The following is a 25,742-nucleotide window of genomic DNA, read 5'->3' as shown; positions in this document are numbered from 1 at the left end:
TTCCCCTCAATACGGCATCTCCGCGCCGTTCATGGCGATGGCCTGGCCGCTCACATAGGCCGCATCCGACGTCGCAAGCCACGAGACGGCGGCGGCTACATCCGAGGGCTTGCCGAAGCGGCCCGCCGGCACCGTGCGGCGAAAGCCTTCGATGACGTCATCCGCGGTTTGCCCGGTCAGCCGGGAAAAGCCCTCGGCGATGTCCTTCCAGAACGGCGTCTCGATATGGCCGGGCGTGTAGCAGTTCACGCGGATGTCATGGCGGGCGAGTTCGATCGCCAAACTCTGCGTCAGCGAAACGATGGCGGCCTTCGAGGCGCAGTAGTGGGAGAGATTGGCCGCTCCCTTTCGGCCGGCACCGGACGAGGCGTTGACGATCACGCCTCCGCCACCCTGGGCGATCATCTGGCGGGCTGCTGCCCGCGCGCCAAGAAACACGCTGTTCAGGTTGATTTCGGTGACCCGCCGCCACTCGGCAAAATCCATGTCGACAACCGAGCCGATGCCGATGACGCCCGCATTGCAGACCATGACGTCGAGCCTGCCGAACCGGTCGGCGACATCGGCGACGGCTTTGTTCACCGCGGCCTCGTCCGTCGCGTCGGCGGTGATCGACAGCAGCCTGTCCGAAGGGTCGTCCACCCGGGTCGGCTTCAGATCAAGGCCCGCGACATTGGCCCCCTCGGACAGGAAGCGTTCGACGATCGCCAGACCGATGCCGCTTGCACTTCCGGTTATCAGAACGGTCTTGCCCGCATGATCGGCCATCTGCATTTTCTCCCAGTGTTGAAGCGAATCCAGCGAAGACGGCCCGGTGCGTTCACCAGGCCGTGCGATAGATGGCCAGTGCATCAGCCTCGGATACCGGCCGTGGGTTGTTGACCAAAAGGCGCTGCTGCTTCATGGCGTCGGCAGCCATGCGCGGCAGGGCATCCTCGGGAATCCCGACATCTCTCAGCCGCGGCGGCAGCTTGAGACGCGCTGCGAGCGACACGAGCGCGTCGATGAAGGCGCTGGTCCGCCCCTGTCCCATCTCGGCCAGAGAGGGGAAGGCGTCGGCGGCGATCTCGTCGTAAAGATCAGCCTGCACCTCGGCATTGAAGCGCAGCACAGGCGCAAGCACCAGTGCGTTGGAAAGCCCATGCGGCACATGGAAGATGCCGCCGATCGGATAGGCCAGCGCATGGACCGCGGCAACGGGCGAATTGGCAAACGCCTGGCCCGCCAGCATCGACCCCAGCAGCATGGCCTCCCGCGCTGACCGGTTCGATCCTTCGGCGCAGACCGTTTCGATATTTGCGCCCAGGAGGCGCAGCGCCTCCCGTGCCAGCATGCGCGACAGCGGATTGTTGTTGGGGCTTTTCGATGTGAAGGCTTCGATTGCATGGACCATGGCATCGACCCCGGTGGCGGCCGTAATGGCGGGCGGCAGTCCGAGCGTCAGGTCCGCGTCGAGCACCGCCAGATCCGGCAGGATGATAGCGCTCGATACGCCGCGCTTCTCGTCGTTTTCGACCGTGATGATGGAAACAGGCGTCACCTCGGATCCGGTTCCGGCCGTCGTCGGAACCAGGACCAGCGGCAGGCGGGGACCCTTCGCATTGCCGACGCCCCAGGCCTCGTCCAGCGGCTGGTCGGACCCCAGGAGAAGAGCTGCGAGCTTGGCGACATCGAGCGAAGAACCGCCGCCGAAACCGACGACGCCGGTTGCGCCGAAGGTTTGGCCAGCCGCGACCGCCGCCATCAATGTCGCGCGTGACGGGTCCGCCTCGACCGCGTCGAAGACAAAAACCTCGCAACCAGCCGCGGCAAGCGATGCGAGCGCCGCATCGATCAGCCCGAGCTTGCGGATGCCGGGATCGGTGACGACCAGAATGTGTTGCCCAAGGAGAGCGCCCACACTCGCCGCCAGATCGGCCGCCGCGCCGGGCCGGCAGATCAGGGATTTCGTGGTGCTGAACTGAAAGCCGCTCATGCCGGCAACGATATCTTGGAGGAGGCCCCGCAGTGGAAATTGCGGTCGAGATAGATCAGCGGGAGATCGTCCCCTTCGCTGAGGCGTACCTCCCGGATGAGCCCGATGAAGATCGTGTGGGAATGGTAGGACACCGTCTGCACCACCTCGCAATCGAACGCGGCAAGCGCCGAGGCGAGCGCCGGGGAGCCCGAGGCCATCTCTGTCCAGTCGCCGGTGACGAAGCGCTCGGCCTTGCGGGCCGAGCTGCTGAACTGTCCGGCGATGTCGGCGCAGCTGGCCGGCAGGAAATTGACGCAGAAGGTTCCCGACGTGACGATCAGATCATGCGCCGAAGCGCCCTGGTTCACGCAGATCAGCAAGGTCGGCGGTTCTGCACTCACGGAATTGACGGCTGTGGCGATCAGCCCCCCGCGCACATCTCCACGGCCGGTGGTGATGAGCGAGACCCCGGAGGCCAGGCGACGCATGCCGATCTTGAATTGCGCGGCGATGCCGCCTTCCCGTTCGGTCGTGTCCATGCTCTTGTCCCTCTTTTGTTTTCCTTTCATCGCACCCTGGAGAGTGCAGATTCAGGCCGGGCGATTTTTCGCCTCGTTTTCGGTCGTCCGGGCGGTCGTTTCCACTCCCACCGCCCGAACCACGTCGCTATGATTGCCGTTACGCCGCGCTGTCCGTCTTGGCCGGATCGCGGGCCCATTTGCGTTCGAATTCCCAGACATCTTCAAAGCCGATCAGCGAATTGAATTCGCGGAAGGAGAAGAGCGAGACATCCGGCGACTGCGAGGTGCCGAGCGTCTTCAGCGCAGTAAAGACATTCTCCGCCGCCTGCGCCGATGCAAGGCCCGTTGCGGCGGGGTAGATCGCCATGCTGTAGCCGAGATCCTTCAACTCAGCGGCGCTGCGGATCGGGGTGAGGCCGCCATCGGCCATGTTCGCCATGGTCGGCTTGTTGAGCCTGCGGCAGGCCTCGCGCATTTCGTCATCGCTCTCCAGAGCCTCGACGAAAAGGATATCCGCGCCAGCGGCGCCATAGGCCTCGATCCGCTTCATCGCGCCTTCGAAACCCTCGGACTGGCGGGCGTCGGTGCGCGCGATGATCAGCGTGTCGGTGCTCTTGCGGGCATCGCAAGCGACCTGGATCTTTTCCACCATGTCGATGGTCGGAACAATGCGCTTGAACGGCGTGTGGCCGCATTTCTTCGGAAATTCCTGATCCTCGATCTGGATCGCCGTCACGCCGGCTTCTTCATAGCCGATGACGGTATGGTGCACGTTGAGCAGGCCGCCATAGCCCGTGTCGGCATCGGCAATCACACCGGCATTGACGGTATTGCAGAGCGTCCTGACCCGATCGACCATCTGCGTATAGGTTGCGATGCCGGCATCCGGCAGGCCGTAGGCGGATGCGCCCATCCAATAGCCGGAGGCATAGGCGAACTCGAGGCCGCTCTTGTTGAAGACAGCGGCGGCAATCATGTCATGAATGCCGGGCGCTACGACGAACTGACCGGACGCCAATGCCTGTTTCAGGATGGGTTTTGCCATTAACAATGCCTTTTCGATGGACGTTGGGGCTTGATCTGAGGATGTGCGCGGTTGCGCGCCGAACCGTCAGTCCAGGATCTTCTCCTTGCCGAGATCGGCGAAGGTCGAAAGCTTCTGCGGGTCGAGATGCAGCCATGGCGATCGGCCGCGCTGGCGCTCTTCGAAGCGGACAATATCGTCACCGTCGTCGCGCAGGATCGAGCCTATCTCGTCCAGCCCGTTCAGCAGGGCATCGCGACGGTAGTCATCGACCTCGAAGGCCATCACGCGTCCGTCCTGGAAGCGGATCGTGCGATCCACCAGATCGATTTCGATCTTCTGTTCCTCGCCGGCGGCCTCCCGGATCTCCTTCAACTCGTCGCCGGATTTGACGATGGGCAGCACACCGTTCTTGAAACAGTTGGCGAAGAAGATCTCACCGAAGCTTTCGGCGATGATGCAGCGGATGCCGAAGTCCGCCAGGCACCAGACGGCCTGCTCCCGGCTGGAGCCGGTGCCGAAATTCTTGCGCGCGACGAGGATCTCCGCCGCGGTGAACGGCGCGCGATCCAGGATGAAGGGCTGCTTGAGGGCGGGCGCATGGCGGCGTTCGTGAAACGCATGCTTGGCAAGCCCGGCCTTGTCCAGCAACAGCAGGAAGCGCGCCGGGAAAATGATATCGGTGTCGATCGCATCCTCATCGATGAAGGCGGCGACACTTTCGATCGTCGTGAAAGGCTTCATGCTAGGCCTCGATGCTCAGTTTGCGGACGTCGGCGAGCCTGCCGCTGATCGCAGCTGCCGCGGCCATCGGTGGGCTCATCAGGTGGGTGCGGCCACCCTTGCCCTGCCGGCCCTCGAAATTGCGATTGGATGTGGACGCGCAACGCTCGCCCTCCGACAGGCGATCATCGTTCATCGCCACGCACATGGAGCAGCCGGACGAACGCCATTCGAAGCCCGCTTCCAGGAATATGCGGTCCAAGCCCTCCTGTTCGGCCTGCGCGCGCACGGCGGCAGAACCCGGGACGACGATGGCCGAGACATGATCGGCGACACGATGGCCGTCGACCACAGCCGCTGCCCGGCGCAGATCCTCGATGCGTCCGTTGGTGCAGGAGCCGATGAACACGCGATCGATCCGGATGTCGGTGAGCGGCATGCCCGGCGTCAATGCCATGTAATCGAGGCTCCGCTGCAGCCGGCGTCGACGCCCGTCATCCGGCTCCTCGGCCGGATCCGGCACCCGGCCGGTGATCGGCGAGCACTCCTCAGGCGTGGTTCCCCACGAAACGAACGGAGCGAGCGTGCTCACGTCGATGACGACTTCGCGATCAAAAACCGCATCGGGTTCGCTCGCAAGGCCCCGCCACGCCTCGACAGCTGCATCCCACTCCTGACCGGCAGGAGCGAGCGGTCGTCCGCGAAGATAATCGAAGGTCTTGTCATCAGGCCCGACCATGCCGATCCGGCTGCCCGCCTCGATGCTCATATTGCAGAGGGTCATGCGCTGTTCCATCGACAGATCGCGCACGGCCGAACCCGCATATTCGATCGCATAGCCGACGCCACCGCCGACACCGATGCTGCTGATGACGGCCAGGATGAAATCCTTGACCTCCACGCCGTCCGGGCGGCGTCCCTCCAGGAGAACGCGCATCGTCTTCTGCTTTCGCTGGCGAAGCGTCTGCGTGGCAAGCACGCATTCGCATTCGCTCGCACCGATGCCGAAGGCAATCGCGCCGAAAGCGCCATGGGTGCAGGTGTGGCTGTCGCCGCAGACCAGCACCGCCCCCGGCAGGGTGAAGCCCAGCTCCGGACCGATGACATGCACGATGCCGTGGCGCCGGTCCCGCATCGGAATATAGGGAATGCCGAATTTCTCGGTATTCTGGACCAGTCGCTCCACCTGCCGCGCCGCAAGCCCATCCCGCAGGGCCGCTGCGCGATCCCGGGTCGGAACGGCATGATCGGCAACGGAGATATGCGCATCCGGCCGGCGGATCTTGCGCCCGGCGGCTTCGAGACCGGCAAAGGCCTGGGGACTGGAGACTTCCTGGACCAGATGCCGATCGACATAGAGGAGATCGGTTCCGTCCTCGTAGGATTTCACGACGTGGTCTGCCCAGACTTTCTCGTAAAGGGTTTTGGGCGTCGAATTCATTCCGGTCACAATACATTCCCCAGGACGCCGCACGTCCTCTCTCACGAAGCCGTCAAGGCGCACGCCACACAGTGCGTAAGCTCTTTTGTCGTGACTATAGCCAATTTGCATGCGCATGCAAGAATTTTGTGACGGAGATCTACGGGTGTTTTGCCCGTCTTGACCGTGCTTTGTCTGACCCGATCAATTCGCGGCCCGATTAAGAAATGAAAAAGAAGGCGAGCATAACTCACCGCGAATTCTTCAAGTTTTCGGCAAGATGCGCCCGCGAAGCCGCCATGGCCTTGTCCGGCTAGATCACTTTTGTCCAGCGGTTTCCTCGGACGCGCTATTTTGAGCATCGTCATATCAACAATTATTTGATGTTAGAATGAATTCCTATGCATTGCCGTTTGGTTGCAATCGGTGAAACGTAGGAATGGCCGTGATCGAAGGATCATGACGCGGGCCTTTTCAGGCCCACGCAAGGATTGGAGGAGCGCAGAAGCGTGCGGCGAGGGCGCTGTCAGCGCAGGTCGGCCGGCACCATCAGACGCGTGATGTCCGTGATATCCTTGACCGTTTCAAGCTGGGCGATGGTCTCAGCCAGCCATTCTCCGTCCGCAGTGGCCAGAGCCGGATTGGTGGCCCAGTTGCGCATGAACTTTTCGACATTCTGCGCGGCCGTGAGAGGCGCTTTGGGATGGCCGAGAACGTGGTTGAGGGTCAGTTCGTGGCGGTCGCCGTTCTTGAGGGTCAGCACAAAGCGTTGCGGGTTCATGGCATTGAGGTCCGGATTATCGTCCTCTGTCACCGCCACCCTGCCTGCCAGCGCGTGCGTTATGGGATCGTTCAACATCTCGGCGCCGAGAAACTCGCCGACATCCACGCGACCATGCCGCAGAAAGGTCGCCGCCACGAAAGGAATGCAGAGTTTTGCGTAGTTCGGGTCGGGCGTTGCAATGTCCGGTCGGCCGACCTGCCGTGCAACCACCGGCGGCACGAAACATTCGAGGCTCGCCATATCTTCAGCCTTGAAGCCATGACGGCTCTGCAACTGCATCAGCGCGTCGATGGTGCCGTGGGTGAGCCTGCCGCTGGGGAACGGCTTGTGCGCCAGTTCTTCGACCTGATAGTCGCGGCCGATGCGCTCGATTTCGCCGTCGATTGCAAAGCGGTCGTTTTCGAACAGCCTGAAATAGCCGTGCCGGCCCGTCAGGATGTCCCTCGGGCCCTCGAAGCCGGCGCCTGCCAGATCGGCGCTGACGAGCCCGGCCCGGCCAGCGAAGCCGACCTGCAGGGCAAGGCAGGGCGAGCCCTCGACATGCGCCTGCATGGTTCCGGAGGCCTGCGAATACTGGATTCCCAGTGCATTGGCGACCTGATGCTCATCAAAGCCGGACAGTTTGGCAATTGTCGCCGCAGCGCCGAAGCCACCGGCCGTCGAAGGCCGGAAGAAGCGCAGCGATCCGCGGGCCGCAAAGCCGAGAAATGTCGCCAGATCCACCGCAGCGACGATTGCTGCGATGAATGATCGGCCATCGACGGGCGCACCGCCATGGGCCACGCGCCTCTCCGAAAAGGCGATGGCGGCGGAGAGGATGGCCGCCATCGGGTGGAGGACCGCCCGCTCGTGAACGCAATCATATTCCAGCGAGTGGATCTGGTAGCCATTGACGAGGGCCGCGGACGCTGCCGGCAGCCGTTCTCCCGACCCCCAGACCGTGGCTTCGGGCTCTCGGCCCCAGGTTTGCGCGAGTTTGCGCAGGTTGCCGACACCTGTGCCGTTGGCGCCGGCGATGCCGACGCCGAGGGTATCGAGAATGAAGGTCTTGGCACAGGCAATTGCAGACGGCGGCAGGTCATCGAAGGCAAGGTTTGCCACATGCCGCACGAGATGCGGCATCGGGTCCGTGGCGGCGTTCAGGGCATTGCTCATGCTGTGACCTCAGTAGCCGGCAAGGCGCGGCAGCGCCAGGAAGACATCCGGGAAGAACAGTACGGCGGCGACCACGCCGAACTGGATGAGGATATAGGGCCAGACCTCCTCAGCAATCTCGCCGAGCTTCAGTCCCGAAAGCCCGCACATCACGAAGAGCAGCACGCCAACCGGCGGCGTCAGCATCCCGACAATCAGGGTGAGAATGAAGACGAGTGCGAAATGCACACCGTCGATGCCGTAGGCTTCCGCGATGGGTACGAAGATCGGAACCAGCATGACATAGGCGGCCGTCGATTCCATGAACATGCCGACGATGACCAGCAGCAGGAAGACGAGTATCAGGAACATCTGCGGGCTGGACGTTATCGCTTTCAAGCCGGCGGCCAGTTGGTCAGGCAGCCCGTCGATCGAGAAGATGAAGGTCATGGTGGAGGCAAAGGCGATGATGACCGTCACCGAAGCGGTCGTGAGGCCGGCGCCCAGCAGGCATGGCCAGAGGTCCGAAACCTTCAGCTCGCGCGTATAGAAGAAGCCCAGCAGCATGGCCAGGATGACGGCGATGGCGCCACCTTCGGTCGCGGTAAAAACGCCTCCGACGATGCCGCCGATCACGATGATGGGCAGGAAGAATACCGGCAGCGTCTTGATGCCCTGCCTGACCACGCGGCTCATCGAGAAGGCCTCGCCGCGAAGCGGAAAGCCGCGCATGCGGGCGGCAAAGTAGACATAGAGCGACATGCCCCCGGCGATCAGGACGGCCGGCAGCACCCCGCCGAGAAACAGCGCCGGCACCGAGATGCCGGGACCTGCAATCGAGGCATAGACGATCATCGCGGTGCTTGGCGGCAGGATCGGACCGAGATTGCTGGCGCCGGCAATCAGGGCGGCGCCGAAGCGCGTGCCGTAGCTCTGGCCGAGCGGTTTGAGGAGCGCCGAGCCCAAGGCTGCCGCATCGGCAACCGCGGTCCCGGATACCGACGCAAGGCCGAGCGCGGAGAGGATGGTGACCTGGCCAAGCCCGCCACGGACGCGGCCGATGATCGTGTCGGCAAATTCGATCCCGAGCGTCACGATGCCGCCGCGTACCATCAGTTCGCCGGCGAACATGAAAAACGGGATGGCCAGCAGGGGAAAGGAATTGATCGAATACATCATGCGCGTGGCGATTACCTCGATCGGCAGATCGGACATGATGACGCCGACAAGACCCGCGAGGCCAAACGAGAAGGCAAGCGGAATGCTCAGAATGCAGAAGGCGAAAAACAGCAGGCAGATGAGAATGCTCATGATGAGGCTCCAGGGCAACCGACAGCCCGGCCCCGCCCGGTTGACGCTTGGGCGAGGCAGGCGCGCTTATGTTTGCCGACCGTTGGCGTCAGACTGTCTCGATGGCCTCGCGGACGACGCGGCGGCCTTCGATGAACTGCGCGATGATGTGGAGAATGGAGAGACCGGCTCCGATCGCGACCGGAACGTAGAACCAGGCCGCGGTGACCGGAATGGTATTCAACTGTTCTGCCGAGCGTGCGCCGATGCTGACGATCGCCCCCCAGATGACGACGACCATGAGAACCAGCATGAACACCAGGCCGAGGCGGAACATTGCGCTCTGCCAGGTCGGCGTAAGCCGCGCCTCGAGGGTGGTGATCGCCACGTGCAAACCTTTGGAAATGCCGATCGGCATGCCCAGGAAGCACACCCAGATGAAGCACATCCTGCTGAGTTCGTTTGCGAAAATCAACGATCCGCCGAGCAGGTAGCGAGAGACGACATCACTCGCCACGGTCAAAACGACAACGGCCATGAGGCAGACGATCGCCGCCTCCACCGCTCGGTCCAGGAGGGACAGGATGCGCCCCATCACGGTTTGGCCGCGCTGACGGCTGCGGTGAATTCATCGAAGATGCCGGCGCCAATCGTGTCGCGCACCTTGCTGTAGACCGGTGCCGTTGCCTCGCGGAACTTCGCTCTCTGGTCGTCGGTGAGTTCGGTGAATTCGACCTGATGGGTAAGAATCTGCTTCAGATTGTCGGCATCCATCTGGGCGGCAAGGCGGCGCTGCTCGGCGGTTGCCAGTCTTGCGGCTTCGCGAACGGCTGCCTGGTCGGCCGGCGACATGCGCTCCAGCGCCGACTTGCTGACGGCAAAGACGATGACGTCGAAGAAATGACCGGTGTTGGTCATGAATTTCTGCTTGGCGTCATAGAGCTGAAAGCTGTTGATGACGGCATAGGGATTTTCCTGGCCGTCGGCGACGCCCTGGCTCAGAGCCGAATACATCTCGCTGGCATCGATGGATGTCGGACTTGCACCCAGCAACTGGAACGTCGCGATATGGACGGGATTGTTCTGCAGGCGAATCTTAAGGCCGGCGAGATCCTTCGGTTCCTTGATGGCGTGCTTGCTGTTGGTGATGTTGCGGAAACCGAGCTCCATGACGCCGAGGACGGAGAGGCCCTTGGCATCGAACATGGCGGTGATCTTCTGCCCGACAGGGCCATCGATGACCTTGAAGGCGGTCTCCCGATCGGGAAACAGGAACGGCAGATTGGTGACGCCGATCTGCGGCACTTGTGCGTTGAAGAAGGCGGAAGAGACGTAGACGCCGAAATTGATGCCACTCTGGGCCTGGTTGATCATTTCGGACGCCTGCCCGAGTTCGCTGTTGGCGAAGATCTTGACAGCGTAACGTCCCTCGGTCCGCTTCTCGACCTCCGGTCCGAAGACGTCACGAAGGGCAATGGTCGAGGAGTGCTTGTCGCCGAACCCGGAGCCAAGGCGCAACGTGGCTGCCTGCAGAGCGGATGCCGAGAGCGCCGTCGCCAGCGCCGCCGCAAGCACTGCCCTCGCTACCTTAAGACTAATTTTCATGCTGCTTCCCCTTTTTTGAATGCGGCTTCATCTTTTGATTGAAGGCGCGGGTTCCCCATATTCTTTTGATAGTTTCCAGTCTTTGGCAGGCTGGCGCAGTCGCTTTGCATGCCTATGCAAAAAATAATCTGCCATAGTGCTGCCGGTCTTTTCCGCTCCACCGCTTCCCCATGAGCGATCGGTTGAAAACCTATTCCGCGCGCTGGCGGGACTTCATCAATGGCATGACATTGGCGATGAAATCCGGCACGTCCGACGCGAAGTCCGGGAAGGCGAGGCAGACGCCGGTTATGCCATTGACCGCCAGCGCATCCAGATGGGCTGCCACCTTCTCATACGAGCCGACAATGTAGGGCACCGACATGAAGGTCGCGGGTTCCGGATCGAGATGCAGGTAGTCGATGCGGTTCTTGTCCATTCCCGACACGCGCATCCATTCCTTGATCGCCACCTCGTCACGATTCTCCAGGTAGAAGGCTTTCTCGGCCTGCGCCTCGGCATCCGTTGGAGCGGCGATGACGTTGAGGAGCGTCAGCGAGTGCACGCTGCGGCCATGGGGCTCAGCCAGCTTCGAAATCTTGGCGGCGACCTGTCCCAGCTGTTCGGCGCTGTCGTTCATCCGCCCGATAAAGGAGTAGTCGGCCTCCTTGGCCACGAAGGCGAGGGCGCCTTCCGACTGTCCGGCACAGACGATTTCCGGCATCTGCCGTGGCTTCGGAAAGGATCTGCAGTCTTCCAGCTGGAAGTGTTTCCCCTTGAAGGTGACGCTTTCTTCCGACCATAGCCGCTTCAGGATGTGCAGGAACTCGTCGGCATATTCATAGCGGTTCAGATAGTAATCGTCGTCGCTCCACAGACCCATCTGGGCATATTCGAACTTGTTCCAGCCGGCGACGATGTTCACGACGAAGCGCCCGGCGCTGACGTCACTCACGGTCGCAGCCATCTTGGCAACCACCGCCGGGTTCATCGTGCGCACCGCGACGGAACCGATGAGCTTGATCCGGCTGGTGACCGCAGCAATGGCGGCCATCAGGGTGAAGGATTCCAGCGCGCCATCCCAGTGACCGGATTCGCCGCCGTAACCGCGCCACTTCACCTGGGACAGCAGGAATTCCATACCGGCCGCCTCGGCGGCGAGGCTGACATCACGATTCAACTCCCAGGTGGCTTCGCTCTGCGGCGGCGTGCCCTTGGCAATGATGAGACTGCCGGTCGTACTGGGCATGAAAAGGCCGAGCTGCAAGTAATTGCCCATAACGATCCCCCAGGAAAAGAATACGTATTCATGGTTTCTCGATTGGGCCTGTCTGTCAACCCGTGCCAGCTCCCCATGCGATAAATTTCGAAGGCAGTACATCGCAATCAAGGGTGGTTTTGTCGCCAGCCTATTGTTTTCGTTGGGATTAGCGGCGCAATTCGGGAACTTGACGAATCGTAAACAGCCCATTGACAAATTCACGAAGCGGCAGAAAGATGAAATGAATACGCATGCGAAAACGCAGCTACTCACATCCATAAGCATTGAAGGGGAACGTCGATGCGCGCATTTTTCAAGTCCAGCACCATCCTTGCTGCTGTCTCCTGGGCAGCGTTTATCGGCGGGCAGGCGCATGCCGACCAGGCTTCTGAGGGCCTCGCCCGCGCCACCGAAATCGTCGAGCAGCATCGCAAGGCACCGCAATACAAGCCCGCCGGCGAGGCCTTCGACATTCAGGCCGTCGCCAAGGGCAAGAAGATGCTCTCCATCCCGAACACCAGTTCCAATCAGTTCCTGAAGGGCATCATCGCCCGCGAGATTGCGGTCGGTAAGGAAATCGGCCTTGAGGTCCGCGAATGGGAAAACCAGGGGCAGCCGTCCCAGTGGGTGCAGGGCATCGAATATGCCATCCAGAACAAGTTCGATATCGTTGACCTGATTTCCGGCGTGAACCCCGCCGTGGTCGAGCCGCAGCTGCAGGCCGCCAAGGATGCCGGCGTCAAGGTGTTCACCTCGCACTTCTACGATCCGTCGCAGCCGGCCAACAAGCTGCTGGAAGGCGACCTGCCGGTCAGCTTCTATGGGCAGGGTTGGCTGCTCGGCAACTGGATGATCTACAAGACCGGCGGCAACGCCCATGCGATCGTGGTGAAATCCGACGAAGTGCCGCCGACCGCCCCGCTGGTGCAGGGCATTCGGGACGCGCTGCAGAAGAACTGCCCGAAATGCACGATCCAGCAGGAAATAAATGTCGGCATCACCGAATGGGGCACCAAGATCCAGCCCTCCGTGCAGTCGGCCCTGATCTCCAAGCCCACTGCGAACTACGTTATTCCCATCTATGACAGTATGAGCCAGTTTGTGGTTCCGGCCGTGGAACTGACCGGCAAGAGCGACACGGTGAAGATCGCCACGTCGAACGGCACGCCGTTCGTGCTCGATTTCATCCGCGACGGCAAGGTCGAGATGGACATCGGCGAAAGCCTCGACTGGATTGCCCGCTCGACCATCGACGGATACATGCGCAAGCTCGCCGGTCTGCCGATGCCCAAGGATATCGGCGTTCCCTACTACATCTTCGACCAGTCCAACGTCAAAACCGCCGGCGTCCCGGCCGAACCCAACAAAGGCTACGGCGAGGACTATGTGAAGGGCTTCCGCGAAACCTGGATGGTGAAGTAAGCGGCATGATCGGCTACGTCCCTCCCGGGCGTGGCGACCCTGCAGCGTCGGCGGTTCCGGCGCTGCAGGTCTCGCAGATCGCCAAGACGTTCGGCGGAGCCCGGGCGCTGAAAGGAATAGACTTCACGGTATCGGCCGGGGAGGTTCATGGTCTGCTCGGTCAGAACGGGTCGGGCAAATCCACCTTCGTGAAGATCATGTCCGGTTTTCATGCGCCGGATCCGGGTGGCTCCATTTCTGTCTACGGCCGGCAGCTGGACCTTCCGATGAAGGCGGGCGCCTTTCGCGATTACCGGATGGCCTTCGTGCACCAGCATCTCGGGCTTGTCCCGTCCCTTTCGGTGCTCGAAAACCTGAGGGTCGCGTCGATCACGGCGCGCAAAAGCAGGATCGACTGGCGCGCCGAGCGGGTTGCCGCCCAGCAGGCCCTGGATCGCTTCGGCATCCAGCTCGACCTTGACGCACGAACCGGAGACATATCCCAGATCGAGCGCGCGCTCCTGGCGATCGTCAGGGCGTCGGATGATCTGCGCGCAACCGGCAGCGACCATGGCGGCGGCATTCTCATTCTGGATGAGCCGACGCCCTTCCTGCCGCGCGAAGGGGTCGACCGCCTGTTCGAACTCGTGCGCCGCGTGGCGGCCCAGGGAGACAGCGTCATCTTCATCTCCCACGATATCGATGAAGTCCGGGAAATCACCGATCGGGCGACGATTCTGCGCGACGGGCTCGTCTCGGGTTCGCTCGTGACCCGGGACGCCTCCCATGACGATTTCGTCGAAGGCATCATCGGACGGCGCATCACCCGCACGACATCCGCCCGTCCGGACGTGGCCTCGCTTGAGCCGCGCGCGATCGTCACGAACATTTCCGAACCGGGCATTTCCGTCGAGGAAATCACGGTGGCGAAAGGCGAAATCCTCGGCCTTTCGGGCCTGATCGGCTCCGGCTACGAGAAGGTGCCCTATATCGTCTTCGGCGCCACCGCGACCAGTTCGGGCACGCTGGTTCTCGACGATGAAAAGATCGACCTTGCGACCAGCACACCGAAGCGATCGGTGAAGCGCAATATTGCTCTCCTGCCTGCCGACCGGCCGAAGGCAAGCGGCATTGCCAGCCTCAGCGTCGCGGAAAACATGCTGATCCTCGACCTTAAGAAATTCATGGGGCGCTTCGGCCTGAAGCGGGCAGAGATTGCCCGGCGGGCCACCGAACTTGCCCATGAATACGAGGTGCGGCCGAACGATGTCAGCCTGAAACTGGGCTCGCTTAGCGGCGGCAATGCCCAGAAGGTGCTGCTGGCGAAGTGGCTGATCCGCGAGCCGAAGCTGCTGATGCTCGACGAGCCGACGCAAGGCGTCGATGTCGGAACGCGCCAGCAGGTGTTCCAGGTCATCCGCAAGGCGGCGTCCGAGGGGGCCGCGGTAATCTGCGCCAGCTCGGATTTTGAACAGCTTGCCGACCTTTGCACGCGCGTCCTTGTCTTCGCCCGCGGGCGTGTGGTGCGCGAACTCGTCGGTGACGACATCACCAAAGATCATATTGCGGAGGCTTGCTATGGCCACTCACAGCACAACTGAGGCTGACATGCCACTCTGGAACAAGCAGAAGCTGGGACGTCGCATCGAGCGCTTCGCACTGGTCGGCGTATGGCTTCTCACCATTGCCTTCTTCAGCGTCGCGCTCCCCGGCATCTTTCTCAGCTGGACGAATTTCTCGATCCTCTTCGCCACCCAGGCGCCCGGCGCCGTGCTGGCGCTTGCGCTGATCATTCCGCTGACGGCCGGGGATTACGACCTGTCGGTCGGCGCCAATCTCACGCTTTCGGCCGTCACGATCGGCGTCCTGAATGCCGTCTACCAGATTCCGATCGGCTTCGTGATCCCGATCGCCTTGCTTGCCGGTGTCCTGGTCGGATTGGTGAATTCGTTCTTCATCGTCTACGTCCGCATCCCCTCGCTGGTGGTCACGCTCGGCACGACCTCGATCATTACCGGCCTCGTGCAGTGGATGACGAACTCCTCGACGATTGGCGGCATCTCGCCGATCCTGATCAATCTCGTCTCGCGCGGGCGCCTGTTCGGCATTTCCTATGCCTTCTATTATGTGATCCTGCTGGCTATCATCATCTGGCTCATCTTCGAGTTCACGCCGCTCGGTCGCCGCATCCTTTTCGTCGGACGCAGCCGCGAGGTCGCCCGTCTCTCCGGCATCGACGTCGGGCGTGTCCGCGTCGGCTGCCTGATTTCGTCGGGCTTCCTCGCCGCGCTTGGCGGCGTGGTCTATGCCGGCCTTTTGGGCGCGGCCGATCCGTTCTCCGGCCTGAACTACCTGTTGCCGGCCTTCGCTGCCGCCTATCTGGGCGCGACGTCGATCATTCCGGGACGGTTCAATCCCTGGGGCGCGGTCATCGCGGTCTACTTCCTCGCAACCGGCATCACGGGCCTTACCATGCTCGGCATTCCGCTCTGGGTGACATCCGTCTTCAATGGCGCCGCCCTGGTTCTGGCCGTCACCGTGTCGCAGTTCGCCCGCGGACGCGAAGAAACCGATATCGGCTGAGGAAACCTATGGCTCCAAAGAGTAAAGCCGTCTTCGTGACGGGAGCGACAGGTTTCATCGGCCGTCGCGTAGTTGCCGCGCTGCTGAAGGCCGGCCGGAAGGTCATTGCAACGGACGTCGTCTCGCCGCGGGGCAGCGACTTGGGTTGCCCGTTCTACGTGGCGGATGTCCGCGATATCACGCGCCACGCTCCTGTGGTGGCGGAAGGCTGCGAGAGCATCGTGCATTGCGGCGGTATCTCCGGACCGATGCTGCTGCAGGACAATGCCGCTGAAGTCATCGATATCAATGTGCGGGGAACCGCGCAGCTGCTCTCGCTGGCCTCCGATCTCAAGCTGCGCCGGTTCGTCAGCCTGTCCTCGGTATCCGCCTATGGCGATACCCCGGAATTCGAACTGGTGGACGAAAGCGTGCGCCTTTCCGCATCAACCTTCTACGGCACCAGCAAGGCAGCCTCCGATCTGGTGCTGCAGAGCTTCGTACGCGAACGTGGGCTCAGCGCCATCGCTCTGAGGATCGGCTGGGTCTATGGTCCCGGCCGCGTCACCGATGCGATCATCCAGCCGCTGGTCCGATCGGCCAAAGGCGAGCCCTTGCAACTGGAAGCGGGCGCGCAGCAGCGCCTGCAGTTCGTGCATGTCGATGACGTCGTCTCGGCGATCCATGCGGCGCTCGATGCGGTGGCCCCAACCGCTGCCGCCTACAATATCAACGGCAGCGAGACCGTCACGGTCGGCGATATTTTCGATCTCGTCGCACGCCAGTTGCCGACGATCCGGGCGCAGATCGGCCCGGGCCTCCTGCCCGGTGCCGACCAGCAGGGAAAGATGCTGTTGAACGCCGCCGCCCGCGATCTCGGCTGGAAACCTGAAATTTCCTTCCCCGAAGGGCTTCGCGCTTACGTATCCTGGCTTCAGGAAAACCCTTACTGAGGTGTCGCCGATGAACAGTTTTGAAGGTCGTACGATCATGGTTACCGGCGCGGGAAGCGGATTGGGCCTTGCGACCGCAAACGCACTGGCAGCACGCGGGGCCACGGTGATCGGCGTTGATCTATCCTTTTCCGATGCGCTCGATCCCCGTGTTGCCCGTCACTCCGGCGACGTCCGGGATGGCGGCCGCCTTGTGGCCATCCGGGATGAGGTCAGCCGCGCCGGGCTGCGGTTCGACGGACTGGCCACCTTTGCCGGCATCGAGTTGATTGGCGGCATCGATGCAGTCGAGAGCCATGACTGGGAAAGGGTGCTGGCGATCAACGTCATCGGCACCGCCAATGCCGTGAAAGCCCTGCTACCCAATCTGCAGCAGGCCGAAGGTGCCTCCGTCGTGCTCTGCTCCTCGCAGCTTTCGCTCTCCGGCGGTCGTGGCTGCATTGCCTATGCGACCTCCAAGGGTGCGATCAATTCCATGTGCCGTAGCCTTGCCATCGATCATGCGGGCGATGGTATCCGGGTCAATGCCGTGGCGCCCGGTGCGATAGAGACGCCGATGATGGAGCGCGCCTTTGCCTCCGCAAGCAGTGCGGAGCGGGAAAAATCACGGCTGCGGCATGCGATGGAACGGTTCGGACGTCCGGATGAGGTTGCCGATGTCGTCTGCTTCCTCCTGAGCGACGCGGCTCGCTTCATGACCGGCACGGTCTTGCCGGTCGATGGCGGCTGGACAGCCGCCTGAGGCCGTTCGGCCCCGCCGTCATCGGCGGAACGTGACCGAATCTGCCGGTTGCTCGGGTTTCACCAATCCGGTCGCGCGGCGTGCTGCAGTCCGCGACAACCGCATCGCCTGCATACACATTCAGCCATCGGCAGGGTCTACCGTGCTTAAGCCCGGAACAAGAGGGTCAGCACGCCGCGATATGCTGCTGTGGAGGACGGTTGCCGGGAAAATTGCAGTTCCTTTAATATTAGGATAGCAACAGGGTCTGAATACGAATGCGGGGACAACGCAATGGCGGAAGAGACGATCCGGGCGACATCTTTTGATGTCGCAGCACTGGCTGGTGTTTCCCAGTCGGCGGTGTCTCGCGCCTTTACACCGGGATCCAGCATCCGGGAGAGCACGCGACTGAAGATCATCGAGGCCGCGCGGAAGCTGAATTACGTTCCCAATTCGATTGCCAGTAGCCTGACGAAGAACCGTTCGAAGATCGTCGCGGTCATCCTGGGCACGCTGGCAAACCCCTTTTACGTGCGCACGCTGCATACGTTCAGCCAGGAACTCCAGAAGCGCGGGCGCCAGACGCTGACCTTCACGCTTTCGGAAGACATGCACACCGATGAAGCGATCATGCGGGTTCTGCAGTATCAGGTCGAGGCGGTGATCCTGACATCCGCGCAGCTGTCAACGCGCATGATCAACCTGTGCCACGACCGCGGTATTCCCGTCGTGCTGTTCAACCGCTACGTTCCCCATAGCGGCGTCTATGGCGTGCGCTGTGACAATGTGGCCGGCGGGCGGATGATCGCCGAGGTCTTGCTGCAGGCGGGCGCCAAGTCCTTCATGATGGTAACCGGCGATCCGAACGGCTCCACCAGTCAGGACCGCGTGCGCGGCTTCCTCGAACGGTTGCTGGAAGCGGGCATCCGGCGCGACGCCATTGTCGAATGCCCCGGCGGCTCGAGCTACGAAGGCGGCATGGCCGCCATCGACGCACATATGGCAACCGGAAAGCCGATGCCCGACGCCGTGTTCGGCATCGCCGATATCATGGCGATGGGGGCGATCGATGCGCTGCGCGGCCATCACGGCCTGCGCGTGCCCGAAGATGTCATGGTCGCAGGCTTTGACGGCATTCCGGAAGCGGGTCGCGAACCCTACAAGCTCACCACGGTGCAGCAGCCGCTTGCCGAAATGGTGCAGGAAACGTTGAGCCTCCTGCATCTCGATGAACCGCGCCGGCCCCACGAACTCGGCCGCGACTTGCCGCTGGCCGGTCAACTGGTCTGGCGATCCACGGTTCCGGAAGCTGCGTCCTAAAGATGGCGGCCAGGCTGCGCACTGTGGCGAAGCCCGGCCTCTCAAGTCATCCGAAACACCTGATTGACGAGGCGCGGCGCTTCAGGATTCCAACTTCTTCTGGCTCGCCACGAGTGCCATCAGCCTTTCGTCACGCCAGGCGCGGCGTGCATCGATCTGATCCTGCGGCAGCCTTGCGCGGCGCTCCTCGGTTGCGCGACGCACGGCATCGTCGCTCCAGGGACCGGCCGGACGGCGGCCGCCTGCCAGTTCCACATACATGGGACCAAGCCGGCGCGCATAATCGTCGATGCCCGTGGGCGCGTTCAGATCGATGGTCTCGAACGGTCCCATGAAGGACCAGCGCAGCCCCAGCCCATGCTTGATCGTCTTGTCGATGTCCTCTGCCGTCGCATAGCCCTGGTCGAACAGCGACCACGCCTCGTCCAGCAAGGCACCCTGCAGGCGGTTCAGGATGAAGCCGGGAATTTCGCGGGTAACGACGACCGGCGCCTGCCCGACCGACTGCATCAGGTCGCGCGTCTTTTCCACGGTCGCAGGCGCGGTCCAGGGTGCCGGGCAGATCTCCACCACTGGGACGAGATGCGGCGGATTGACCGGATGGGCGACCACAAAGCGCTCGCGGTTGCGGCAGTCCTCGGTGAAGGACGAGGCCGGCAGCCCGGAGGTGGAACTGCCCACCACGGCGGTCTGCGCGAGGTGGTGGTCGATTTCAGCGGACACCTCCCGCTTCAGGTCCACGCGCTCGATCACCGATTCCTGGACGTAGTCCGCGCCGGTGACGGCATCGGCCAGACTGGCGCAGACCGTGATACGATGCATGATGTCATCGACGCCGGATACGAGTTCATACGCCGCCATCGCCTCCAGCGACGCCTTCAGATGATCCGGCAGGCGCGAGCGAATGGACTCGCTGGTGTCGAACACTTTGACCTGATGACCGCTTCGCGCAAAGACGATGGCCCAGCCCGCGCCGACAAGCCCGGCTCCGACGATTGCTATATGTCCGCTCATTGTCATTTCACCTCCCATATCAGTCCGCAGTCCAGCCACCGTCCACCATCAAGGCCGAGCCTGTGATCATTGCGGCCGCATCCGATGCGAGAAAGACGACGGGACCCATGATGTCCTCGACCTCACCGATACGGCCGAGCTTGATCTTGTCCCCGATCCACGCCACCCGGTCCGGATTGGAGAAGGTCTGCTCCGTCAGCGGCGTGCGGATGAATGTCGGGCAGATTGTATTGACCCGGATGCCATGCTTGCCCCACTCGATCGCCATGGATTTGGTAAAACCCTCCACGGCATGCTTCGTCGCGCTGTAGACGGCCCGGTCAATGCCGCCGACATGGGCCATCTGCGAGGAGATATTGATCAGCGATCCCGGCTTTTCCGCCGCAACCAGGCTGCGCGCCACCGCGCGGGTGAGGAAGTAGGCGCCGCGCAGATTAAGGCCGACAACGGCATCGAAGTCCTCAGGCGTGGTATCGAGGGCAGGGCCGTGCCGTGCAAGCCCTGCGCTGTTGACCAGGATGTCGAACGGCGCATGGCTGGCGATCGTGGTCTCGATGGCCTCGACGTCCTTTACATCAAAGACCAGCGCCTCGGCCGAAAGGCCGGCACGCATCAGACTGTCGACCGCCGCTGAAAGCCTGTCGGCGGAGCGGGCTGCAAGCGCCACATGCGCGCCCGCTTGCGCAAACGCGACCGCCGCAGCCAGGCCGATGCCCGACGAGGCGCCGGCCACCAGCGCGCGCTTGCCATCCAGCCGGAAGGAGGGCGTGCGGGGAAGCTCCATCGCCTTACTCTGCCGCCTGACCATAGGGAATGTTGCGGCCGCCATAGCGGCGAACACGGATATTGGCCTGTTCGGCATGACCGACAAAGCCTTCGAGGATGCAAAGTCGCGAGCAATATTCGCCGATGCTGGCGGCGGCCTCGTCGGTGAGCACCTTCTGGTAGGAATGCGTCTTGAGATACTTTCCGACCCACAGCCCGCCGGTATAGCGTCCGGCCTTCTTGGTGGGCAGGGTATGGTTGGTGCCGATCACCTTGTCGCCATTGGCCACATTCGTCCGCGGCCCGAGGAAGAGCGCCCCGTAGGAATGCATCTTCTCCAGGAACCAGTCGTCCCGGTCGGTCATGACCTGGACATGTTCGGACGCGATGTCATTGGCGACATCCAGCATTTCCTCATAGGTATCGCAGACGATGACCTCGCCGTAATCCGCCCAGCTCTTCGATGCCGTGTCGGCCGTGGGCAGGATGGTCAGCAGCCGGTCTATTTCGGCCAGCGTCTCGGTGGCGAGCTTGCGCGAATTGGTGATGAGGACGGCCGGAGAATTATATCCGTGTTCGGCCTGTCCCAGCAGGTCCGTCGCGCACATTTCCGCATCGACGGTTTCGTCGGCAATCACCATCGTCTCCGTCGGGCCGGCGAAAAGGTCGATGCCGACGCGACCGTAGAGCTGCCGCTTGGCTTCGGCGACGAAGGCATTGCCCGGGCCGACCAGCATGTGAACGGGCTTGATGGTCTCGGTCCCGATCGCCATCGCACCGATCGCCTGGATGCCGCCCAGCACATAGATCTCGTGCGCGCCGCCGAGATGCATGGCCGCAATCACCGCCGGGTTTGGCTCTCCCTTGAAGGCCGGAGTTGCTGCCGCAATGCGCGGCACGCCCGCGACCGACGCCGTCGCGACCGACATATGGGCCGACGCCACCATCGGGAACTTTCCGCCGGGAATGTAGCAACCGACCGACTGCACCGGGATGTTCTTGTGTCCCAGAATAACGCCCGGCAGCGTCTCGACCTCGATGTCGAGCATTGAATCGCGCTGGGCCTGGGCAAAATTGCGCACCTGCGCCTGGGCGAACTTGATGTCCTCCATGTCGCGGGGCGAGACCTTGTTCATCAGGGCCTCGATCTCGCTCTCGGACAGCCTGAAGGACGGCGGAGCGTATTTGTCGAATTTTTCCGAGAGTTCGCGGACCGCGGCGTCGCCCCGCGCCTCGATATCCTTCAGGATTTCCTCCACGACGCTGCGCACCTTGTGGTCGTCCTCGGACCGCTGGGCTTCGGGCTTTCCGCGCTTCAAATAGTCAACGGCCATGACTGGGCTCTCTCCGGTCTGCGATGATTTTATGCTGTGGGGGGCGGCTAAGCAGAAGGCGGGCCTCAGCCCGGCTTCCACGCCCGTTGCTGGAAGGTCCCCATCGAAGTCCGTCGAAGGGGACCCTGTTTGCGCTTCCTGTTATTCCGCGGCTTCGGGCAAGTATCCGAAGTTGAAGGGCTTCGGTGCACCCCTGTCGCGCTTCATGTCGGCGCGCAGCGCTGCGGTTGCACTTTCATCCACGGTGCCGGCGGCACTCAAGACGACGCCATAGTCATTGTGCGCCTTTTCTGCAGAGACGAGGTCATAGCGGACATCGCGCGCCACACTTTCCGGCGGACGATCCAGCGGATCGCCCCACCCGCCGGACCCAGCGGTATTGAACACGATCACATCGCCTTCGTTGACCTGAAGATTGTCGATCTTGGAGGGAATGCGTTCGGGCGTCTCGCTGCCCTTGCGCAGCAGCCATTTGCTGGAGGTGCCGCCGAACAGGCCGCCATTGATGCCCCATGGCGGCACCACTTCGCGGTCGTCGTGGATGGAAACCTTGCCGGATTCCAGGAGGCGATAGGTCTTGGCAATGCCGGCGCCGCCACGGTTGAGGCCTGCACCGCCGGAATCACGGATCGGCCGATAGCTCTCGACGAGAACCGGATAATAGTTCTCGATGTATTCGATCGGCGTTGCCGAAAAGAGCGGCCACCAGGCATGCCCGTCAAGACCATCGCCGCGGGGACGTCCCGGCACGCCGCCGAACAGAAGCTCCATCAACTGGAAGTACTTGTTGTCCTTGTCATGGCCCGTGAAGATGAAGTGCGGGCTGGTGCCGTAACCGGCGGCCATGGAGAGATGCGGCGCACGCTGTCCGAGAGCGCCGGCCTGGCAATCGAAGAACCGCGTATGGGTGTTGAGTCGGTTCGAAAGGGCTGCCGGGAAGCGCGGATTGAGCAGGCTTCCCTCCGGAAGCACCACCTCGAACAGATCGTAGAACCCCTCGTTGAACAGGATCGACGGGTCGAAGGCCATGATCATGTACACGCCGAAGAACAGCTTGCAGAGACCTTCGTGGATATGGAAATTGATCGGACCTTCCGCCTGGTCGTCCGTTCCCGTCCAGTCGAAGACGGCCTTGTCGCCCTTCCGGTAGATCGAAAGCGTCATTTTAAACGGCCCGTTGCCGACGCCATCGTCATCGACATAGTCGGTGAAGGACACCGGCTCTTCCGAAATATACTTGTCGATCAACACCTTCATGGCTTCGCGGGTCCGATCGAGCAGCATGTCGCATGCCGACATGTAGGTCTCGCGGCCGAAGCGGTCGCACAACTCGCGCACGCGCGTGGCGGCCGTACGGCAGCCGGCGATCAGCGCCATGAGGTCGGCCCGGTTCATGTCGGGCGTGCGGGTGTTGTTGAGCATGATGCTCAGCACGCCCTCGTTCAGCTTGCCCTTGTCGTAGATGCGCACCGGCGGAATGCGCAGGCCTTCCTCCCAGATGGTGCGCGCGTCGAACGGCATGGAGCCCGGCACCTTGCCGCCGACATCGACCATATGGCCGAAGATCGACGAAAAGCCCACAAGGATGCCCTCGTGGAAGATCGGCATCATCACGCACCAGTCATTGTTGTGCGAAATCGAGCCCTTGCAGGCATAGGGGTCGTTCCAGACGAAGACGTCGCCTTCGTTCAGGTCGCCTTCGAACTGCTCCACGATCGCCGGGATATAGGAGCCGAACTGCCCGACGACCATGCGGCCCTTGGCATCGCAGATCATCGGGAATTCGTCGTGCTGCTCGCGAATGACGGGCGACAGCGCAATGCGCACCACGACGCCATCCATCTCGAAGCGGGCGTTCTTCAGGGCATTCTCGATGATATCGAGGGTGATGGGATCAACTTTGCTCATCTCAGTTCCCCTTCGCGTTCGGCCAGATCAGGAGGTTGCCGTGCGGGTCGACCTCGGCATAGTGGTCGGGCAGCAGCACGGTCGTCGTATCGTATTGGCGGATGATCGCCGGCCCCGGGATTTTTTCGCCCATGGTCAGCTTGGAGCGGTCATAATTCGGCGTGTCGATCCACTGGCCCTTGAAATAGCTGGGCCGTGTCTCGATCAGCGCCCCGCCATCCGCGCTGGCAGCAGCCGGCGCGGTTTCCTCGACCGGAAGGGTCGCGCCGGTCGCCACGACGCGAAGTGCCACCAGTTCAACCGGGACATGGAAGCGAACGCCATAGAGCCGCTCATGCGTTTCATGGAACTTGTCGAAGACAGGCTTGAGGGCGCCCTTGCTGGCAAGAGTGTCGCCGTCGATATCGATGGTGACTTCGAAACCCTGCTGTTCGTAACGCAGGTCAACCGAGAAGGTCAGCTTGCGGTCGGACGCCGGCACATGCTCTTCGTCAAGCCAGGCCTTCGCCTTTGCCTCCAGTTGTTCGAAGCGCGACCAAACGTCGTTGGCGTCGAGTTCGCGGGTGGAACGGATGAAGGTCTGCACGAATTCGTTCTTGAACTCGGACTCAAGGAAGCCGAGGGCCGAGAGAACCCCGGGATTGCCGGGAATAACGACCGGATAGCATCCGAGCAGTTCAGCCATTGCATTGGCATGCAGGGGGCCGGCACCACCGAAGCCGAGGATGCCGAAATCGCGCGGATCGAGCCCGCGCTGAACGGTGATGACGCGCAGCGCCCCCAGCATCACCTCGTTGGCGATATCGATGATGCCCTGGGCGGCATCTTCCGGGGAAAGGCCGATCCTGTCGCCGATCTTCGCGACCGATGCACGCGCGCCCTCGACGTCGAGTTTCATGTCCCCGCCGAGTAGCACCGGCGGCAGATATCCGAGAACGACATTGGCGTCGCTGACGGTCGGTTCCGTGCCGCCACGGCTGTAAGCGACCGGCCCCGGGCGGGCGCCGGCGCTGCGCGGTCCGACCCGCAGCGATTTGGTCAGTTCGGAGACTTCGGCGATCGAACCGCCGCCTGCACCGACCGAGCGGACGTCGAGCGTCGGGACCTTGGCCGGGAACGAGCCGACCTCTGTCGAGCGGGAAATCGTCGGCTGACCATCGAGGATCACGGCAACGTCGGTCGACGTGCCACCCATGTCGAAGGCCAGCAGCTTGCGGATGCCGGAGCGGCGCGACACCATCACGGTCGAGGTGACGCCGCCTGCCGGACCGGAGAGTACGGTATGGACCGGCCGATCGGAGGCCGCCTGGGCACTCATCAGGCCGCCATCGGACCGAACGATGTGAAGGCGTGCGGTGACACCGATGTCCTTCAGGCGCGCCTCGATCTGCGACAGATAGCGCTTCATGATCGGGCGCACGTAGTCATTCATCACCGTGGTGATGGCACGGTCATATTCGCGGAACTCGGGCAGGATATCGGACGATACCGAAACGGGAATATCCGGGTAGCGCTCGCGCACGATCGAAGCAAGGATCCGCTCGTGTTCCGCGTTTGCATACGAATGCATAAGAGAGATCGTGAGTGCCTCGATGCCCGACGAGCAGAGATCGTCGATGAGAGCGGTGGCCTTCTCGCGATCGAGCGGCCGAACCACTTCGCCCTGGGCATTCATCCGCTCGGGAATACCGCGCGTGTCGGCAAGCGAGGCCAGCGGATCGGGCTTGTCCATCACGATCCAGCCGAACAGCGGACCCGGCGTCCAGGACTTTGCCAGATGCAGCGTGTATTCGAAGCCCTCGGTGACCAGCAGGCCTACACGGGCGCCTTTTCCTTCGAGAACAGCGTTGGTTGCGACGGTGGTGCCGTGGAGGATGAGCGAAAGATCGGCGGGAGAAATGCCCGCCTTCTCGCAGATCAGCTTCACGCCGGCAGCAACACCGATCGACTGGTCCTCGGGCGTGGAGGGCGTCTTGGCCTGATAGGTGCGGCGGGTGGCATCATCGTGAAGAAGAAGATCCGTAAAGGTTCCTCCGACATCGACTCCCAGTCTCATGATTTAC

At 62.4% G+C, this 25,742-nt stretch carries 22 protein-coding genes; 6 read left to right on the top strand and 16 right to left on the bottom strand.

What is annotated here, in order from left to right:
* Positions 1 to 6 precede the first annotated feature (6 nt).
* The 11 genes from ACEXP3_RS09010 to ACEXP3_RS08960 form a co-directional block, all read right to left on the bottom strand.
* Entirely contained in the window at positions 7 to 768 is a 762-nt protein-coding gene (locus ACEXP3_RS09010; protein ID WP_377296947.1) for an SDR family NAD(P)-dependent oxidoreductase, read from the bottom strand.
* A 52-nt stretch (positions 769 to 820) separates the two neighbouring features.
* Complete coding sequence (locus tag ACEXP3_RS09005) at positions 821 to 1,975, bottom strand: iron-containing alcohol dehydrogenase (protein WP_377296946.1); 1,155 nt, start codon at positions 1,973 to 1,975, stop codon at positions 821 to 823.
* Positions 1,972 to 2,496 (bottom strand): flavin reductase family protein, encoded by a 525-nt coding sequence (locus ACEXP3_RS09000; RefSeq protein ID WP_210106961.1) that lies wholly within the window; start codon positions 2,494 to 2,496, stop codon positions 1,972 to 1,974. The genes ACEXP3_RS09005 and ACEXP3_RS09000 overlap by 4 nt, the downstream gene beginning before the upstream one ends.
* A 139-nt stretch (positions 2,497 to 2,635) precedes the next feature.
* Complete coding sequence (locus tag ACEXP3_RS08995) at positions 2,636 to 3,523, bottom strand: isocitrate lyase/PEP mutase family protein (protein WP_377296944.1); 888 nt, start codon at positions 3,521 to 3,523, stop codon at positions 2,636 to 2,638.
* 66 nt (positions 3,524 to 3,589) lie between these two features.
* Positions 3,590 to 4,246, bottom strand: coding sequence for a 3-isopropylmalate dehydratase small subunit (gene leuD / locus ACEXP3_RS08990; protein ID WP_377296943.1), 657 nt, complete (start codon positions 4,244 to 4,246; stop codon positions 3,590 to 3,592).
* A 1-nt stretch (position 4,247) separates the two neighbouring features.
* Complete coding sequence (gene leuC, locus ACEXP3_RS08985) at positions 4,248 to 5,666, bottom strand: 3-isopropylmalate dehydratase large subunit (protein ID WP_377297196.1); 1,419 nt, start codon at positions 5,664 to 5,666, stop codon at positions 4,248 to 4,250.
* A gap of 505 nt (positions 5,667 to 6,171) precedes the next feature.
* On the bottom strand, positions 6,172 to 7,584 hold the full coding sequence (locus ACEXP3_RS08980; protein WP_377296942.1) for an MmgE/PrpD family protein: 1,413 nt from the start codon (positions 7,582 to 7,584) through the stop codon (positions 6,172 to 6,174).
* A gap of 9 nt (positions 7,585 to 7,593) precedes the next feature.
* Positions 7,594 to 8,874, bottom strand: coding sequence for a TRAP transporter large permease (locus ACEXP3_RS08975; protein WP_377296941.1), 1,281 nt, complete (start codon positions 8,872 to 8,874; stop codon positions 7,594 to 7,596).
* An 88-nt stretch (positions 8,875 to 8,962) separates the two neighbouring features.
* Positions 8,963 to 9,448: a TRAP transporter small permease gene (locus tag ACEXP3_RS08970; RefSeq protein ID WP_377296940.1), complete on the bottom strand. Its 486-nt coding sequence runs from the start codon at positions 9,446 to 9,448 to the stop codon at positions 8,963 to 8,965.
* Positions 9,448 to 10,458, bottom strand: coding sequence for a TRAP transporter substrate-binding protein (locus ACEXP3_RS08965; protein WP_377296939.1), 1,011 nt, complete (start codon positions 10,456 to 10,458; stop codon positions 9,448 to 9,450). Before ACEXP3_RS08965 ends, ACEXP3_RS08970 begins: the two co-directional genes overlap by 1 nt.
* Before the next feature lie 190 nt (positions 10,459 to 10,648).
* Positions 10,649 to 11,716 (bottom strand): LLM class flavin-dependent oxidoreductase, encoded by a 1,068-nt coding sequence (locus ACEXP3_RS08960; RefSeq protein ID WP_377296938.1) that lies wholly within the window; start codon positions 11,714 to 11,716, stop codon positions 10,649 to 10,651.
* A gap of 282 nt (positions 11,717 to 11,998) precedes the next feature.
* On the opposite strand from ACEXP3_RS08960, the gene ACEXP3_RS08955 reads away from it, so the two are divergent.
* The 6 genes from ACEXP3_RS08955 (at position 11,999) to ACEXP3_RS08930 (ending at position 18,658) form a co-directional block, all read left to right on the top strand.
* Entirely contained in the window at positions 11,999 to 13,120 is a 1,122-nt protein-coding gene (locus ACEXP3_RS08955) for a sugar ABC transporter substrate-binding protein (RefSeq protein WP_377296937.1), read from the top strand.
* Positions 13,121 to 13,125: 5 nt separating this feature from the next.
* Entirely contained in the window at positions 13,126 to 14,700 is a 1,575-nt protein-coding gene (locus ACEXP3_RS08950) for a sugar ABC transporter ATP-binding protein (RefSeq protein WP_377296936.1), read from the top strand.
* 7 nt (positions 14,701 to 14,707) lie between these two features.
* Positions 14,708 to 15,682, top strand: a complete 975-nt coding sequence (locus ACEXP3_RS08945) for an ABC transporter permease (protein WP_377296935.1) — start codon at positions 14,708 to 14,710, stop codon at positions 15,680 to 15,682.
* An 8-nt stretch (positions 15,683 to 15,690) separates the two neighbouring features.
* Positions 15,691 to 16,614: an NAD-dependent epimerase/dehydratase family protein gene (locus tag ACEXP3_RS08940; RefSeq protein ID WP_377296934.1), complete on the top strand. Its 924-nt coding sequence runs from the start codon at positions 15,691 to 15,693 to the stop codon at positions 16,612 to 16,614.
* A gap of 10 nt (positions 16,615 to 16,624) precedes the next feature.
* Entirely contained in the window at positions 16,625 to 17,356 is a 732-nt protein-coding gene (locus ACEXP3_RS08935; protein ID WP_377296933.1) for an SDR family NAD(P)-dependent oxidoreductase, read from the top strand.
* A gap of 273 nt (positions 17,357 to 17,629) precedes the next feature.
* Positions 17,630 to 18,658, top strand: a complete 1,029-nt coding sequence (locus ACEXP3_RS08930; protein ID WP_210106948.1) for a LacI family DNA-binding transcriptional regulator — start codon at positions 17,630 to 17,632, stop codon at positions 18,656 to 18,658.
* Between the two features lie 81 nt (positions 18,659 to 18,739).
* On the opposite strand, the gene ACEXP3_RS08925 is transcribed toward ACEXP3_RS08930, so the two are convergent.
* From ACEXP3_RS08925 to ACEXP3_RS08905, 5 genes are all read right to left on the bottom strand, one after another.
* Positions 18,740 to 19,672: a 3-hydroxyacyl-CoA dehydrogenase gene (locus ACEXP3_RS08925; RefSeq protein ID WP_377296932.1), complete on the bottom strand. Its 933-nt coding sequence runs from the start codon at positions 19,670 to 19,672 to the stop codon at positions 18,740 to 18,742.
* 19 nt (positions 19,673 to 19,691) lie between these two features.
* Complete coding sequence (locus ACEXP3_RS08920; RefSeq protein ID WP_377296931.1) at positions 19,692 to 20,456, bottom strand: SDR family NAD(P)-dependent oxidoreductase; 765 nt, start codon at positions 20,454 to 20,456, stop codon at positions 19,692 to 19,694.
* 4 nt (positions 20,457 to 20,460) lie between these two features.
* Complete coding sequence (hisD, locus tag ACEXP3_RS08915) at positions 20,461 to 21,771, bottom strand: histidinol dehydrogenase (protein WP_377296930.1); 1,311 nt, start codon at positions 21,769 to 21,771, stop codon at positions 20,461 to 20,463.
* 141 nt (positions 21,772 to 21,912) lie between these two features.
* Complete coding sequence (locus tag ACEXP3_RS08910; protein WP_377296929.1) at positions 21,913 to 23,679, bottom strand: hydantoinase B/oxoprolinase family protein; 1,767 nt, start codon at positions 23,677 to 23,679, stop codon at positions 21,913 to 21,915.
* Position 23,680: 1 nt separating this feature from the next.
* Positions 23,681 to 25,735, bottom strand: coding sequence for a hydantoinase/oxoprolinase family protein (locus tag ACEXP3_RS08905; RefSeq protein WP_377296928.1), 2,055 nt, complete (start codon positions 25,733 to 25,735; stop codon positions 23,681 to 23,683).
* Between the last annotated feature and the right edge of the window lie 7 nt (positions 25,736 to 25,742).

Source organism: Neorhizobium fuzhouense (assembly GCF_042611105.1).
GTDB classification, from domain to species: domain Bacteria; phylum Pseudomonadota; class Alphaproteobacteria; order Rhizobiales; family Rhizobiaceae; genus Neorhizobium; species Neorhizobium galegae_A.
This window is presented reverse-complemented; position numbering and strand designations above follow the sequence as displayed.